Origin of the sequence: Citrobacter amalonaticus (genome assembly GCF_002918555.1) — a bacterium.
GTDB lineage: Bacteria > Pseudomonadota > Gammaproteobacteria > Enterobacterales > Enterobacteriaceae > Citrobacter_C > Citrobacter_C amalonaticus_A.
On sequence record NZ_PQMB01000002.1, the window covers coordinates 162,009 to 176,315 of the forward strand.

14 protein-coding genes are annotated in these 14,307 nt (G+C 54.9%); 6 read left to right on the forward strand and 8 right to left on the reverse strand.

Features of this window, described 5'->3' with window-relative positions; genetic code table 11:
• Positions 1-5: 5 nt before the first annotated feature.
• From fumD to ttrS, 3 genes are all read right to left on the reverse strand, one after another.
• Entirely contained in the window at positions 6-215 is a 210-nt protein-coding gene (fumD, locus tag C3432_RS06135) for a fumarate hydratase FumD (protein ID WP_103775780.1), read from the reverse strand.
• Positions 216-326: 111 nt separating this feature from the next.
• Complete coding sequence (gene ttrR, locus C3432_RS06140) at positions 327-911, reverse strand: tetrathionate respiration response regulator TtrR (RefSeq protein WP_103775781.1); 585 nt, start codon at positions 909-911, stop codon at positions 327-329.
• Positions 889-2,658, reverse strand: coding sequence for a tetrathionate respiration histidine kinase TtrS (gene ttrS / locus C3432_RS06145; RefSeq protein ID WP_103775782.1), 1,770 nt, complete (start codon positions 2,656-2,658; stop codon positions 889-891). Before ttrS ends, ttrR begins: the two co-directional genes overlap by 23 nt.
• A 176-nt stretch (positions 2,659-2,834) precedes the next feature.
• On the opposite strand from ttrS, the gene ttrB reads away from it, so the two are divergent.
• The 3 genes from ttrB to ttrA are packed head-to-tail and all read left to right on the forward strand — an operon-like array spanning position 2,835 to position 7,647.
• A complete protein-coding gene (gene ttrB / locus C3432_RS06150) occupies positions 2,835-3,563 on the forward strand; it encodes a tetrathionate reductase subunit TtrB (protein WP_103775783.1) in 729 nt (242 codons plus the stop codon).
• On the forward strand, positions 3,564-4,586 hold the full coding sequence (gene ttrC, locus C3432_RS06155; RefSeq protein WP_103775784.1) for a tetrathionate reductase subunit TtrC: 1,023 nt from the start codon (positions 3,564-3,566) through the stop codon (positions 4,584-4,586).
• Positions 4,579-7,647, forward strand: a complete 3,069-nt coding sequence (ttrA, locus tag C3432_RS06160) for a tetrathionate reductase subunit TtrA (RefSeq protein WP_103775785.1) — start codon at positions 4,579-4,581, stop codon at positions 7,645-7,647. The genes ttrC and ttrA overlap by 8 nt, the downstream gene beginning before the upstream one ends.
• 34 nt (positions 7,648-7,681) lie before the next feature.
• Here the strand turns inward: ttrA and C3432_RS06165 are convergent, their stop codons facing one another.
• From C3432_RS06165 to C3432_RS06175, 3 genes are read right to left on the reverse strand one after another with little or no spacing between them, the layout of a single operon-like run.
• Entirely contained in the window at positions 7,682-8,494 is an 813-nt protein-coding gene (locus C3432_RS06165) for a MetQ/NlpA family ABC transporter substrate-binding protein (protein ID WP_103775786.1), read from the reverse strand.
• Positions 8,495-8,515: 21 nt separating this feature from the next.
• The gene (locus C3432_RS06170; RefSeq protein ID WP_103775787.1) at positions 8,516-9,184 is read right to left on the reverse strand and encodes a methionine ABC transporter permease; all 669 of its coding nucleotides are present in this window, start codon (positions 9,182-9,184) and stop codon (positions 8,516-8,518) included.
• A complete protein-coding gene (locus C3432_RS06175) occupies positions 9,177-10,199 on the reverse strand; it encodes a methionine ABC transporter ATP-binding protein (protein WP_103775788.1) in 1,023 nt (340 codons plus the stop codon). The genes C3432_RS06170 and C3432_RS06175 overlap by 8 nt, the downstream gene beginning before the upstream one ends.
• Positions 10,200-10,534: 335 nt before the next feature.
• Between C3432_RS06175 and ynhH the strand changes: the two genes are divergently transcribed.
• From ynhH to lpp, 3 genes are all read left to right on the forward strand, one after another.
• Positions 10,535-10,768, forward strand: a complete 234-nt coding sequence (gene ynhH / locus C3432_RS28525) for a protein YnhH (RefSeq protein ID WP_445432937.1) — start codon at positions 10,535-10,537, stop codon at positions 10,766-10,768.
• A 7-nt stretch (positions 10,769-10,775) separates the two neighbouring features.
• Entirely contained in the window at positions 10,776-12,188 is a 1,413-nt protein-coding gene (pykF, locus tag C3432_RS06180; protein ID WP_103775789.1) for a pyruvate kinase PykF, read from the forward strand.
• A gap of 309 nt (positions 12,189-12,497) precedes the next feature.
• Complete coding sequence (lpp, locus tag C3432_RS06185; protein ID WP_001082307.1) at positions 12,498-12,734, forward strand: murein lipoprotein Lpp; 237 nt, start codon at positions 12,498-12,500, stop codon at positions 12,732-12,734.
• 67 nt (positions 12,735-12,801) lie between these two features.
• On the opposite strand, the gene ldtE is transcribed toward lpp, so the two are convergent.
• Positions 12,802-13,797: a L,D-transpeptidase LdtE gene (ldtE, locus tag C3432_RS06190; protein ID WP_103775790.1), complete on the reverse strand. Its 996-nt coding sequence runs from the start codon at positions 13,795-13,797 to the stop codon at positions 12,802-12,804.
• A gap of 81 nt (positions 13,798-13,878) precedes the next feature.
• Positions 13,879-14,295 carry a cysteine desulfuration protein SufE gene (gene sufE / locus C3432_RS06195; protein WP_103775791.1) on the reverse strand — a complete coding sequence of 139 codons (417 nt, stop codon included), beginning with the start codon at positions 14,293-14,295 and terminating at the stop codon, positions 13,879-13,881.
• Between the last annotated feature and the right edge of the window lie 12 nt (positions 14,296-14,307).

A 14,307-nucleotide genomic window follows, 5' to 3' on the forward strand; every position in this document is an offset into this window, starting at 1 on the left:
AGGGGCTATCCGGCCAGGGCTTTGATGACCGTTTCCATCGCCTGCTTTTCAAGCTCGCTACGCTGGATCCGCTGATTTGCCTGCGCGGTTCTTAACACGCCAGCAATCACGATGTGCTTAGGTTCTTGTCCCAAATCGCGCATCTCCAGCACCACTTTGCCAACCACTCTGCACATCTCGCGGTACAGTTCATCATCTTTTGTCAGGTTTCCCATTATTGTCTCTCTTCGCCAGCACAAACAAACAGCATATATCACTCTGCCCGATAAGACAAAACTCAAATAAAATCAAACAAATAACGCAGAAAACTATTTAGCTAACTTCGTTTACATCACACTTTGCAACCGGCTCACCAGTTCAGCCAGACTCCCCACCTGCATCTTTTCCATCACCCGCGCCCGATGAACCTCCACGGTACGAACGGCAATGTTCATCACATCCGCAATCTCCCGATTCATCAGCCCCTTCACCACCAGCTTCGCCAGCTCGCGCTCCTTAGGCGTGAGCTGCTGATAGCAGGCGACGATCTTTTGCCGGGAAACCGCGGTAGCCGACACCGCCAGCGCATGTTCCAGCGCCGCTTTCAAGGCGTCTGCCGGGACCGGTTTTTGCAGGAAATCCACCGCCCCCCGTTTCATTTGCTCAACGGCCATCGGCACATCACCATGTCCGGTCAGAAATACCACTGCCAGGGTACTGTCACGCTGGCGTAACGCCTCGTGAACCCCCTGTCCGTCCATGACCGGCATGCGCATATCCAGCAGCAAGACGCCAGTCTGATATAAATCGGCCTGCGCCAGAAATGTTTCTCCCTCCTCCCAGCACTCGACCTCATAACCCAGACTTTCCAGCAAAAAGGCGCCCGCCAGGGTGACCGCCACATCATCATCAAGCAGGTGAATTAACGCCATTTCCGCTCTGCTCCTCTTTTTGTGTAAACGCCAGAATCACCGCGACGCCCGGCTGGCCGTCGGGCGCGGTCCGGTTCACCATGCTGATCTCCCCCCGACCATAGCGCACCAGTCGCTGGCAGATCACCAGTCCCAGCCCCATGCCCTCTTTACGGCTGGTCATAAACGGCTGAAATGCCTGTTGTAACAAGGCATCGTCGATACCGCCCCCGTTGTCCTGCAAGGTGATGCGCACGCCGTCGGCTTCCTGAACAGCATCAATCCAGAGCGTTTTCGCCCCTGCCTGCGCCGCATTGAGGATCAGATTTGCCAGTACCTGCTCGAGAAGAACCGGCGGCAGGTTGACGGTCAGCGTGCGATTTATATCGCTGTTAAGCGACAGCGACGGAAATTGTTGCTGCATTCGCAGCCATTGCCAGACATGATGAACGGCGTCACGAATACCGATCTGTTCCCAATCATCCGTCAGTACAGGATCCCCCTGCGCCTGGCTGACCCAATGACGCAGATTGCGCAGGGTATCGGCACCGCGCTGCGCCTGATGATCGATCTGTTCCAGCGCGGGCAGCAAAGGGTGTTGTGCATCCTGGGACTGTAAACGGATCTGGCATCCCTGGGCATAATGGCGAATGGCCGAAAGCGGCTGGTTCAGCTCATGGGCAAACCCGGAGGTCATTTCACCCAGTACGCTCATCTGTCTGGCCGTTTCCAGCGCCCGCTCCTGCTCGCGTAACCGTATGCCATTGCGTTCAAGCTGCCTGCCGCGCCGACGTACCAGCAGCATCACCCAGATATAGTTGAGCGTCAGCAGCAACAACGCCAGCGCTGATGCGCCCATCACCAGCCGGTGCTGAATAAGCCAGCTTTTCACATCCAGCCACAGCTGTCGCTGTTGCGGATGCTGCTGTACCTCTCGCAGGAGTGCTTCCACCTGGCGCGTGGAGGCTGGCGCCCCCCAGTGAAACGACGCCGCTTCCGGGGCGTTGAACAACACGCGGGTCACGCGGTCAGCCAGCGCATCACTGACGGCGGGCAGCGCGGCAAATGACCAGTCGGGGTACAGCGGCGTGCTGGTCAGGCAGGGGATCGACGCAGGATGGCTCACCACCGCCACAAAATCTGCTTTATTGATCAGCCCTTCTTCGTCCATTTTCTCCAGAAGACAAACCGGAACGATTGCCGCCTGTACCGTCTGTTCGCGCAGCAGGTAGATGAGCGCGTCCGCCGGGAAGCCGGTAAAACGCAGATGGAGGTCGCGCGCCGGACGCAATCCGGCATCGTTCAGCGCCTTATAGCCCAGCAGATACCCACCAAACGCCTGCGGATCGATGGCGCCCACCGTTTTACCGATCAAATCATGAGGGCTGGTGATACCGCTGTCCCGCCTGGCGAGAATAGCACTGCCGATCACGTTCCCCGTCCCACGGGCAGAACGTAATGAGGCCAGCCAGCGTAGCGGCGAATGGCTGTTTAACTGCACAAACTGCGCCGGGTTGGTTACCACAAACTGGACGGTGCCGTTATTCACCGCTTCCTGCATCTGATGCAAATCCAGCGGCTGAATATGGAACTGTTCACCAGGCAACTGCTTGTTGAGCAACGTCTCCAGCGGTTGCCAGTAGCTGCGCGTGGAAACCTCCCCGCGCATAGCCAGAATACCGATATTCCACGACTCCGCCCATGCCGCGCGACACAGCATCAGGAGCGATGCCAGTACCACCAGGCGGCGTATTGTTCTCTCTCTCACCCTTATCCTTATTGATTATGTTGTTTTAGATCAACAACCCGCCGGGTATGTGGTTAACCACAATAGAGGCGCCCCTCCACCATTTTTACACTGTAAATCATCGACATTCTTTATTCATCACAAGCAAATCAATGACGTGACAAATGTTTCGTTGTTGCCTCGTGACGGGAGAATATATGGACAGCAGTAAACGACAGTTTCTCCAGCAGCTGGGCGTCCTGACCGCAGGTGCCTCTCTGGTACCGCTGGCGCAGGCAAAATTTCCCTTTTCACCGGAACGCCATGAAGGTTCCGCTCGTCATCGTTACGCGATGCTTATCGATCTGCGCCGCTGCATCGGCTGTCAGGCCTGCACCGTCAGCTGTGCGATTGAAAACCAGACGCCGCAGGGGGCGTTTCGCACCCACGTTAACCAGTACCAGGTGCAGCTGGCTGATGAGGTGACTAACGTCCTGTTACCTCGCCTCTGTAACCACTGTGATAATCCCCCCTGCGTGCCGGTCTGCCCGGTACAGGCCACCTTTCAGCGTGAAGACGGTATCGTGGTGGTTGATAACACACGCTGCGTCGGCTGCGCCTACTGCGTCCAGGCCTGTCCTTATGACGCGCGCTTTATCAATCACGAAACCCAAACCGCGGACAAATGTACCTTCTGCGTTCATCGTCTGGAGGCCGGGCTGCTCCCCGCCTGCGTCGAATCCTGCGTTGGCGGGGCGCGCATCATCGGCGATATGCACGATCCGCAAAGTCATCTCTCGCAAATGCTCCACGCACACCATGACGCCATCAGGGTTCTGAAACCCGAAAGCGGTACATCTCCCCACGTTTTCTATCTGGGTCTGGATGAAGCCTTTGTCACCCCACTGATGGGACATGCCCAACCCGCACTCTGGCAGGAGGTCTGAATGACACATTCACTGATTATCGAAGAGGTGCTGACCCGTCCGCAGGAGGTGAGCTGGCTGCCGTGGGCGGTGCAATATTTCTTTTTCATTGGTATTGCCGCCTGTGCCACGCTGTTTGCCTGCGTTCTCCACTGGCGTAAAAACCAGAACGACGCCCTGCAAAACCTGACGCTGCTGATAGCCCTGACCTGCGCCATTACCGCACCGCTGGCACTCACGGCGGATCTGCATCAGACCGCCCGCGTCTGGCACTTTTACGCTTATCCAACGCCCTGGTCGTGGATGCCCTGGGGGGCGCTCTTTTTACCGCTGTTCACTCTGTTTCTGGGACTCTGGTTTCTGGCGCAAATGATAAAGCGGCTGACCGGAAAAAGTGACAATGTCACACGGTGGCTGGCTCTTGCCAGTGCGCTTTCCGCTGTCGGTTTACTGGTCTATACCGGGCGCGAAGTGTCTGTCGTCCAGGCGCGTCCGATCTGGTTCAGCTATGCCTTCCCGGTAGTGATGTTCTTTAGCGCGCTGCAAACCTTTTTCGCCTTGCTGATCCTGGGGATACGCGATGACTTTCGCCTGCAGCGACAGCTGGCGCGGTGGCAACTCTCTGCGCTGGCGATCCTGGCGGTAGTGGTGGCGATTTGGGTCAGTGGCGATACGCTTTCAGGCTCTGCGATTCGACAGTGGCTGGCGTTGTCATCTTCTGCCCGCCACTACGCGATCGGCTGGCTGGCTTTTTGGCTGATTGCGCTCATTTTTTGCCTGCTGGCACTGCGCTATCCGCTGAGACTGCCAGTGCGTATTGTGCTGGCCTGCAGTGCGATGACGCTGTGCTGGCTGATGCGCTGGACGCTGCTTATCCAGGTGCAGACGATCCCCAAATTCAACGCCCAGTTTAACCCGTATACCTTACCCGCCGGGACTGACGGCTGGCTCGCCATCCTCGGCACCTTTGGTCTGTGGATAGCGCTGCTCATTATTGTTCGCGAAACCGTGAGTGAACTCGCAAGGAGAATGCAACATGGCTAATTTAACCCGTCGTCAGTGGCTTAAAGTGGGTCTGGCCGTTGGCGGTATGGCAACGTTTGCCCTCAGCTACCGGGATGTGGCAAAGCGGGCCATTGACGGCCTGCGCAATGGCACCTCTGGTAAAATTACCCGCGACCGTATCTTTGGCAATGCGCTGATTCCGGAGGCGCAAGCACAGTCAGGCTGGCAGCAGGATCCGCAGCAGGTGATTTCGATGACCCAGTGCTTTGGCTGCTGGACGCAGTGCGGCATTCGGGTGCGGGTGGAGAGTGAGACGCAGAAAGTCTTGCGAATTGCGGGTAATCCCTATCATCCGCTTTCGCATGAACACCCTGTCGATTCTTCAGTTCCGTTTTCAACCGCAATGGAACAGCTGACCGGCGAGAGCGGACTGGATGCCCGCTCTACCGCCTGCGCCCGCGGCGCCACGCTACTGGAGGGATTGTACAGCCCGCTGCGCATTCTTGAACCAATGAAGCGCGTGGGCAGGCGTGGCGAAGGTAAATGGCAGCGCATCAGTTTTGAGCAGTTGATCAATGAGGTGACAGAAGGCGGCGATCTGTTTGGTGAAGGACACGTTGACGGCCTGCGCGCCATTCACGATCCGACAACGCCCCTTGATCCCGAACATCCGGGGTTTGGTCCAAAATCCAATCAGTTACTGGTCACCAATACCAGCGATGACGGGCGTGATAGCTTTCTGCGTCGCTTCGCGCTGAACAGTTTTGGTAGCAAAAACTTCGGCGCGCACGGCGCGTACTGCGGACTGGCGTATCGTGCCGGTTCCGGCGCGTTGATGGGCGATCTGGATAAAAACCCGCACGTGAAGCCCGACTGGGATAACGTCGAATTCGCGCTGTTTATGGGGACATCACCCGCTCAGTCGGGCAACCCGTTTAAGCGTCAGGCCCGACAGCTTGCCAGCGCCCGGCTGCGCAACGATTTTCAGTATGTGGTCGTCGCTCCGGCACTGCCCCTCACCACCGTGATGGCCGACGACCGGGGCCACTGGCTCCCGGTCATCCCCGGCAGCGATTCGGCTCTGGCGATGGCGATGATTCGCTGGATAATCGAAAACCAGCGTTATAACGCCGGTTATCTGGCGATACCCGGTGCGCAGGCTATGCGGCAGGCGGGCGAAAAAAGCTGGACCAACGCCACGCACCTGGTGATTACCGATGAGCTACCGGAGCTGGCCGGGCAGCATTTAACCCTGGCTCACCTGCGTGCCGACGGTGCGAACGAGCCGGTTGTCATTGATGAGAGCCAGGAATTAGTCGCTGCCGGTAGCTGTTCACATGCGCAGCTGTTTGTCTCCCGACAGGTGACCCTCGCTGACGGTCGTTCCGTGACGGTCAAAAGCGGCTTCCTGCTGCTGAAAGAGTCCGCCGGAAAACTCACCCTGCGGCAGTACAGCCAGCAGTGCGGCGTACCGGAAGACAAAATCGTGGCGCTGGCGCAGGCGTTTACCCGCCACGGGCGCAAGTCAGCCGTCATTTCTCACGGCGGGATGATGGCCGGAAACGGCTTTTACAATGCGTGGGCGGTGATGATGCTCAATGCGCTCATCGGCAATCTCAGTCTGGAGGGCGGAGTATTTGTTGGCGGCGGCAAGTTCAACGGCGCGACCGACGGCCCGCGCTATAACATGGAGAGCTTTCCTGGCAAAGTGAAACCTAAGGGGCTGAGCATTGCGCGCAGTAAAACAGCGTATGAATCCTCTGAAGAGTATCGCCAGAAAGTGGCGGCTGGCGTTTCCCCTTTCCCGGCCAAAGCACCGTGGTATCCGTTCGTCGCCGGGCAGCTGACCGAGTTGCTAAGCTCTGCGCTGGAAGGATATCCATACCCGCTGAAAGCGTGGATCTCTAACATGACCAATCCGTTCTACGGCATTCCCGGCTTACGCGCCGTGGCCGAGGAAAAGCTCAAGGATCCGCAGCGTCTGCCCCTGTTTATTGCCATCGACGCCTTTATGAACGAGACGACCGCGCTGGCCGATTATATTGTTCCGGATACGCACAATTTTGAAAGCTGGGGATTCAGCGCCCCCTGGGCAGGTGTTGCCAGCAAGGCGACCACCGCCCGCTGGCCTGTCGTCCCTGCCGCCACGTCGCAAACCGCTGACGGGCAACCGGTATCGATGGAGTCGTTTTGTATCGCCGTGGCGAAGCGTCTGAATTTGCCCGGATTTGGTGAGAACGCCATTTCCGACGCCGAAGGTCACCGCCACCCGCTGAATCGCGCCGAGGACTATTACCTGCGCATTGCCGCCAATATCGCCTTTATGGGCAAAACAGCCGTCGCTGAAGCCACGCAGGAGGATGTTGCGCTAACGGGCGTAAGCCGTATTGTGCCCCTTATCACGCAGACGCTGAAAGCCGATGAAGCCCGCCGCGTCGCCTTTATCTATTCGCGCGGCGGACGCTTCGCCCCGGACAAAAGCGGTCGGGTCGGAAATCAGGTTGGCGCAGCGTGGGAGAAACCGCTGCAAATCTGGAATGCGGATGTGGCGGCGCATCGCCATGCCATCACGGGCGAGCGCTACAGCGGCTGTCCGGCGTGGTATCCGGCCAGGCTGTCGGATGGACGTTCTGTCGATGAACTGTTCCCTGTGCAACAGTGGCCGCTGAAGCTTATCTCGTTTAAGTCCAATACGATGGCCAGTGCATCGACGGTGATCCCACGTTTGCATCACCTCAGGCCGACAAATCTGGTGGCGCTGAACCCGCTGGATGGTAAACGTTATGGACTGGCGCAGGGTGACAGAGTCCGGATAACCACCCCCGGCGGAGAGGTGGAGGCCGCGATCAGCTTGTTAAGCGGCGTGATGCCCGGAGTGATTGCTGTCGAACATGGCTACGGACATCGGGAAATGGGCGCCGCGCAGCATACGCTCGACGGCGAGCCAATGCCGTTTGACGCGCAGATCAAATCGGGAATCAATCTTAACGATCTGGGATTCGCGGATCCAACGCGACAAGTGAGCAATACCTGGCTGGACTGGGTATCGGGCGCGTCGGTACGTCAGGGGCTTCCGGCCAGAATTGAGCGGATAGCGTGAGATAAGGGGCTGTTCAGCCCCTTTTAACAAATGATCAGTTATTCACCGGGATCACGGCACCTTTATATTTGGTGCGGATCCAGTCCTGAATCTCTTTTGAATGCAGTACATCCACCAGCGCCACAATATCCTTTTTCTTCTCATCGCCGCGGTGCACGGTAATGATATTGGCATACGGGTTATTTTCCCCACTTTCAACGGCAATCGGATCGTGTACCGGATCCAGCCCGGCATCAATAGCGTAGTTGGCGTTAATCACCACCGCGTCGCCTTCATCATTGTTGTACATTTGCGGTAACAGCGCCGCCTCGACGTTCGGCAGGAACTTCAGGTTTTTGGGATTATCAACGATATCGCCGATCCGGGCGCTGACCTTATCCACCCCCGGCCTGAGCCTGATAACCCCCTCTTTTTCAAAAATTGACAGAATACGCCCCTCTTCCGAAACCGCATCACGCATGATGATCTTACCGCCTTCCGGCAGCGCCTTCAGGGATTTGTATTTCTTCGAGTAGATGCCAATCGGCTCAATATGAATCGCACCCGCGCTCACAAAATCATAGGTTTTATCCCCCGCATGATCTTTCAGGACGCTGTTCAGGTACGGTATATGCTGGAAGTAGTTGGCATCAATCTCACGTCCCGCCAGCGCCGTATTTGGCAGAATGTAATCCTGGAATGGCTTAATTTCGAGATCGATACCCTGCTTCGCCAGAATCGGCTTCGCCTGCTCCAGAATTTCCGCATGCGGTACGTTCGATGCGCCAACGGTCAGCGTATCTGCCCAGGCGGCGAAGCTCAGGGCGCTCAGGGTTGCTGCAGCGAGGAGTGTCAGTGATTTTTTCATGATAATGGTTTCCGTCTTTTATTAGCGTTTATCTAACAGAGAAGTGATCACATCGCCGCAAAACTGGATAATGAAGACAATGACAAGTATCGTCACCGTCGCCACCAGCGTGACGTCGTTGTGGTTGCGCTGAAAACCTTCCAGATAGGCAAGATTCCCTAAACCGCCAGCACCAATCACCCCGGCCATTGCGCTGTAGCTAACCAGCGCAATCAGCGTCACGGTGATACCGGAGACCAGAGCGGGTGATGATTCAGGCAGTAAAACCCGAAAAATAAGCGTACTCAGGCGAGCCCCCATTGAGCGCGTGGCCTCAATTACGCCTTTGTCCACTTCACGCAAGGCAATTTCTACCAGGCGCGCATAGAACGGCGCCGCCCCCACAATCAGCGCCGGTAACGCCGCGTTAGCGCCCAGAATGGTGCCAACCAGCGCTTTGGTGAACGGGATCAGCAAAACAATCAGAATAATGAACGGGATTGAACGGAAGATATTCACCACCAGCGAGATAACGCTGTACAGGATACGGTTCTGAAACAGTCCGCCGCGCGCGGTTAAAAACAGCGCCAGTCCCAACGCGATCCCAAGAATAAAAGTCGCCACGCCGGACAGCGCCGTCATGTAAAGCGTCTCCTGCGTCGCCGCGAACACCCGATCCCAGTGCAGATGGGGAAACAGATCCTCAGCCATGTTTCACCACCTCGCAGGCAATGCCGCTGCGCTGTAGATCGGCCAGAATACTGGCGAGCTGCTCCTCGTTTGCAAGGACATGCAGCCACAGTTGACCAAACACGCCGTGCGCCGTTTGCGTCATTTTGCCGTGCAGAATATTGAAAGGCAGACCGTAGCGCAGGGTTAACTCACCGACAATCGGCTGATGCGTGCTGTGCCCGGTGAAGGTGAGTTTCAAAACCGCACCTTCCCGTTCACTTACCCGTTGCGGGTTGAAGTCTTCCTCATCGGAATACTGCCCCACCTGGCGGACAAACTGACGGGTTATCGGCTGCTGTGGATGGGTAAAGACGCTAAGCACATCCCCTTCCTCCACCACTCTGCCGTTTTCCATGACCGCCACCCGGTCGCAGATTTTGCGGACCACGTGCATTTCGTGGGTAATAAGAACGATCGTCAGTCTGAAACGACGGTTGATATCAAGCAGTAAATCCAGAATCTGATCGGTGGTTTGCGGGTCGAGTGCCGAAGTGGCTTCATCACAGAGCAGCACGTCCGGACTGTTGGCGAGCGCCCGGGCAATCCCTACGCGCTGTTTCTGGCCGCCACTCAGCTGCGACGGATACGCATTTTCCCGTCCTTTCAGCCCCACCAGCGCAATCAATTCCGCGACCCGCGTTTTAATTCTCGCTTTCGGCGCTCCGGCGATCTGCATAGAAAATGCAATGTTTTCACTGACGGTACGCGACCACAGCAAGTTGAAGTGCTGAAAGACCATGCTTATTTTCAGCCGTGCCTGACGCAGGGATTCTCCGCGTGCGGCTGAGATGGCATAGCCGTTTATGGTGACGCTGCCGGTGGTCGGTTTCTCCAGACCGTTAAGCAGGCGAATCAAGGTGCTTTTCCCTGCGCCGCTGTAGCCGATAATGCCGTAAACCTGTCCCTGTTCAACCGTTAAATTAACGTTATCGACGGCGGTAATCGCGAGCCTGCCTGGCGAAAAGACTTTCGTAATATTTCTAAGTTCAATCATATCGTTCTGGTATCCGCTGCCGCTTAGGGTGATCCTGCCGTTGCTTTTAGCTGTTTAGCAGTATGGATGTCCAAAAGAGTGTAATCAGGAATTTTTAGCTTTTAAATGACTAAAAAAGAATTTTATATAACCTGGAGAAATAAAAAGAAAACGGCGGGATTCGCCGATAAGTTACGGCGCTGAGAGCAAAGGGGTTTCGTTGCGCAACGTATCCGGTTTTTTGCGTGGCGAGATTTGGGCAAAATTAACTGTTTAATAACAATTTGTTGTGAATGTGCCTATATGTTTTTTGAAACGCTGTTTTCATTTTCCTTTTGCATCAATTTCTGCGTATAATGCGCGACAATTGTCACTTGAATGGTTTCAGCACATTGTACTGTAAGACTCAGCGACTAAAAATCACACCTTCCCGTTGGGCTGAAACGCGAGCACACATTCCTCTGCACGCTCTTTCGATGTCTCCTATCCTTAGAGTGAGGCATCACAACTTTCGTAATACTACTGGTTTAGCTTCCTGGCCGTGCGCTCATGAAGCCAGCTTCCCATATCCTTCTCAACTTAAAGACTAAGACTGTCATGAAAAAGACGAAAATTGTTTGCACCATCGGTCCGAAAACCGAATCTGAAGAGATGTTATCCAAAATGCTGGACGCAGGCATGAACGTTATGCGTCTGAACTTCTCTCACGGTGACTATGCAGAACACGGTCAGCGCATCCAGAATCTGCGCAACGTCATGAGCAAAACCGGCAAGAAAGCCGCGATTTTGCTGGATACCAAAGGTCCGGAAATCCGTACCATTAAACTGGAAGGCGGTAACGACGTTTCTCTGAAAGCGGGCCAGACCTTCACCTTTACCACCGACAAATCCGTTGTTGGTAACAGCGAAATCGTTGCCGTGACTTATGAAGGCTTCACGTCTGACCTGGCCGTCGGCAATACCGTACTGGTTGACGATGGTTTGATCGGCATGGAAGTAACGGCGATCGAAGGCAACAAGGTTATCTGTAAAGTCCTGAACAACGGCGACCTGGGCGAAAACAAAGGCGTTAACCTGCCAGGCGTATCCATTGCCCTGCCGGCGCTGGCTGAAAAAGACAAACAGGACCTGATCTTCGGTTGCGAGCAAGGCGTTGACTTTGTTGCGGCTTCCTTTATCCGTAAACGTTCTGACGTGGTTGAGATCCGTGAGCATCTGAAAGCCCACGGCGGTGAGAAGATTCAGATCATCTCCAAAATCGAAAACCAGGAAGGCCTGAACAACTTCGACGAAATCCTCGAAGCTTCTGACGGCATCATGGTTGCGCGTGGCGACCTGGGCGTAGAAATCCCGGTAGAAGAAGTGATCTTCGCGCAGAAGATGATGATCGAAAAATGTATCCGTGCGCGTAAAGTCGTTATCACTGCGACCCAGATGCTGGACTCCATGATCAAGAACCCGCGTCCGACCCGCGCTGAAGCTGGTGACGTGGCAAACGCCATCCTCGACGGTACTGACGCAGTGATGCTGTCTGGCGAATCCGCAAAAGGGAAATACCCGCTGGAAGCGGTATCAATCATGGCAACCATCTGTGAGCGTACCGATCGCGTGATGACCAGCCGTCTGGAATTCAACAACGACAGCCGTAAACTGCGCATCACTGAAGCAGTTTGCCGTGGCGCGGTTGAAACTGCAGAAAAACTGGACGCTCCGGTTATCGTCGTGGCAACCCAGGGCGGTAAATCTGCGCGTGCGGTGCGTAAATACTTCCCGGACGCGACTATCCTGGCGCTGACCACCAACGAAGTAACTGCTCGTCAGTTAGTGCTGAGCAAAGGCGTTGTGGCGCAGCTGGTCAAAGAGATCAACTCTACGGATGATTTCTACCGTCTGGGTAAAGAAGTTGCCCTGCAGAGCGGTCTGGGCCAGAAAGGTGACGTTGTTGTTATGGTTTCCGGCGCGCTGGTACCGAGTGGCACCACCAATACGGCATCTGTTCACGTACTGTAATAATTCCTTTGTGAATTAATTCCTTTAAAAAAGCGCCCTCGTGGCGCTTTTTTTTATTTATCAATAGTCCCAATTAATAAAAAAGCAAATCGGATTTCACTATCTAATTACCGATTATCTAAGATGAATCCGATGGAAGGATTCTGTTTTCACTCGTTTTTTTAAGCATTTTTGTTGATTTCGATGCTTCTTTGAGCGAACGATCAAAAATAAGCGCCTTCGCATCAAAAAAATATTCTCAACCTAAAAAACTTTGTGTAATACTTGTAACGCTACATGGAGATTAACTCAATCTAGAGGGTATTAATAATGAATCGTACTAAACTGGTACTGGGCGCGGTAATCCTGGGTTCTACTCTGCTGGCTGGTTGCTCCAGCAACGCTAAAATCGATCAGCTGTCTTCTGACGTTCAGACTCTGAACGCTAAAGTTGACCAGCTGAGCAACGACGTGAACGCAATGCGTTCCGACGTTCAGGCTGCTAAAGACGACGCAGCTCGCGCTAACCAGCGTCTGGACAACCAGGCTACTAAATACCGTAAGTAATAGTACCTGTGTAATAGAAATGGCGCACATTGTGCGCCATTTTTTTGCTTCAAATTTCCCTGCCCTTTTACTGCGTTTGTCTGTCTTCCCGTACTGACCCATTCTGTGCCGACTCAACGGCTGGCGTATTCGATGCTACAGGTATCACCCCCGCAGAAACGGCAACCGGATAACCCGCACGACGATACAGCGCTTTATCCACCATGCCGTTATCCACCTCTTTTGCCTCTTTGAACTGCATAAACCCGGCAGGCAGGATATACGGCATCGTCTGCACATTTTGCTCCTCTTCCGGTGACAGTGGACGGTGAACTTCGACATAGCGCATCCCGTTCGGCTCTACGGAATATTTCACCGGCTCATTAATGACCCTCACCGGCGTGCCTGTTCTGACCTGGGCAAACAGCGCTTTAATGTCCGGCGCATTCATGCGGATACAGCCCGAGCTGACGCGCAGACCCACGCTGTCAGGCTGGCTGGTGCCATGGATCAGATATTCACCGTTACCGTGCGCCAGACGTAGCGCAAAGAGCCCTAACGGGTTATTCGGCCCTGCCGGTACCACCGGCGGGAGCGTTATCCCACGTTCAAGAGAGCGCTTGCGAATCCCTGCGGTTGGCGTCCAGGTTGGATTGGGTATTTTTTGCCCAACCCGGGTTTCCATCACCGGCGTCTCCAGCCCCTGCTGACCAATGCCAATCGGGAATACCTGGACAATATTTTCTCCCGGCGGGTAGTAATAAAGACGAAGCTCCGCCAGATTGACGATGATCCCTTCCCGCGGAGCATCCGGCAGCAGGAGCTGCGACGGGATAGTGATTAACGTCCCCGGTTTGGGAACGGGAGCAATGGTGTTGTTTGCTTCCAGAATTAACATCGCGGCCGTATCAAAACGCCGCGCTATCGCCTGAAGGTTCTTATCCCCCTCCTGCACCGTATACGTTTGATTTTGTCCCACAAGACGACTGCCCTGCGGAGGTAATGGATAATCCACCGCCCAGGCAACCTGTAAAGCGCTGTATGCGCCGATAAGCATAAGAGTAATAAGAGACGCGCGTTTCATTTTCCACCCCCCTGGCGTTTTGCCGGATACGGCGTACGCCTTACCCGGTCGACGAGGCATTTCTGGATGCACTCATTAATTCTAGCTAAGAGTGCCAACCTTAGCACGAATAGCGCGAATCATCGCCTCCAGCCCCTGTGAACGGGAGGGGGTGAGGTGCTGCGTCAGCGCCATTTTTTCAAACCACGGCCGCACATCAAAATTAACAATATCCTGGGCTGTCATCTGCTGGTACAAAATGAATACGACGGCAATCAATCCTTTCACAATGGCCGCATCGCTATCGCCCTGTAATTCAATAATGCCATCCGTATTCTGGCGCATAACGATCCATACCTGGCTCTGACATCCCTGAATACTGTTTTCCGGATTACGATCCTGGCCATTTAATTCCGGCAGGCGCTGTCCCAGCTCAATAATGTACAAATATTTCTCTTCCCAATTAGCGCAACGCAGAAAATTACGCAATAATTTTTCTTTATCCGGCAGCGCAGCCATAATGCCTCCCTG

What these genes read in the sequence shown, in the direction of transcription:
- ttrC (WP_103775784.1), top strand. Translation starts at nt 3,564, where the DNA reads ATGACACATTCACTGATTATCGAAGAGGTGCTGACCCGTCCGCAGGAG.
- ttrB (WP_103775783.1), top strand. Translation starts at nt 2,835, where the DNA reads ATGGACAGCAGTAAACGACAGTTTCTCCAGCAGCTGGGCGTCCTGACC.
- ynhH (WP_445432937.1), top strand. Translation starts at nt 10,535, where the DNA reads ATGCGCGACAATTGTCACTTGAATGGTTTCAGCACATTGTACTGTAAG.
- ldtE (WP_103775790.1), bottom strand. Translation starts at nt 13,797, where the DNA reads ATGAAACGCGCGTCTCTTATTACTCTTATGCTTATCGGCGCATACAGC.
- ttrR (WP_103775781.1), bottom strand. Translation starts at nt 911, where the DNA reads ATGGCGTTAATTCACCTGCTTGATGATGATGTGGCGGTCACCCTGGCG.
- C3432_RS06170 (WP_103775787.1), bottom strand. Translation starts at nt 9,184, where the DNA reads ATGGCTGAGGATCTGTTTCCCCATCTGCACTGGGATCGGGTGTTCGCG.
- sufE (WP_103775791.1), bottom strand. Translation starts at nt 14,295, where the DNA reads ATGGCTGCGCTGCCGGATAAAGAAAAATTATTGCGTAATTTTCTGCGT.
- ttrA (WP_103775785.1), top strand. Translation starts at nt 4,579, where the DNA reads ATGGCTAATTTAACCCGTCGTCAGTGGCTTAAAGTGGGTCTGGCCGTT.
- C3432_RS06165 (WP_103775786.1), bottom strand. Translation starts at nt 8,494, where the DNA reads ATGAAAAAATCACTGACACTCCTCGCTGCAGCAACCCTGAGCGCCCTG.
- C3432_RS06175 (WP_103775788.1), bottom strand. Translation starts at nt 10,199, where the DNA reads ATGATTGAACTTAGAAATATTACGAAAGTCTTTTCGCCAGGCAGGCTC.
- pykF (WP_103775789.1), top strand. Translation starts at nt 10,776, where the DNA reads ATGAAAAAGACGAAAATTGTTTGCACCATCGGTCCGAAAACCGAATCT.
- fumD (WP_103775780.1), bottom strand. Translation starts at nt 215, where the DNA reads ATGGGAAACCTGACAAAAGATGATGAACTGTACCGCGAGATGTGCAGA.
- lpp (WP_001082307.1), top strand. Translation starts at nt 12,498, where the DNA reads ATGAATCGTACTAAACTGGTACTGGGCGCGGTAATCCTGGGTTCTACT.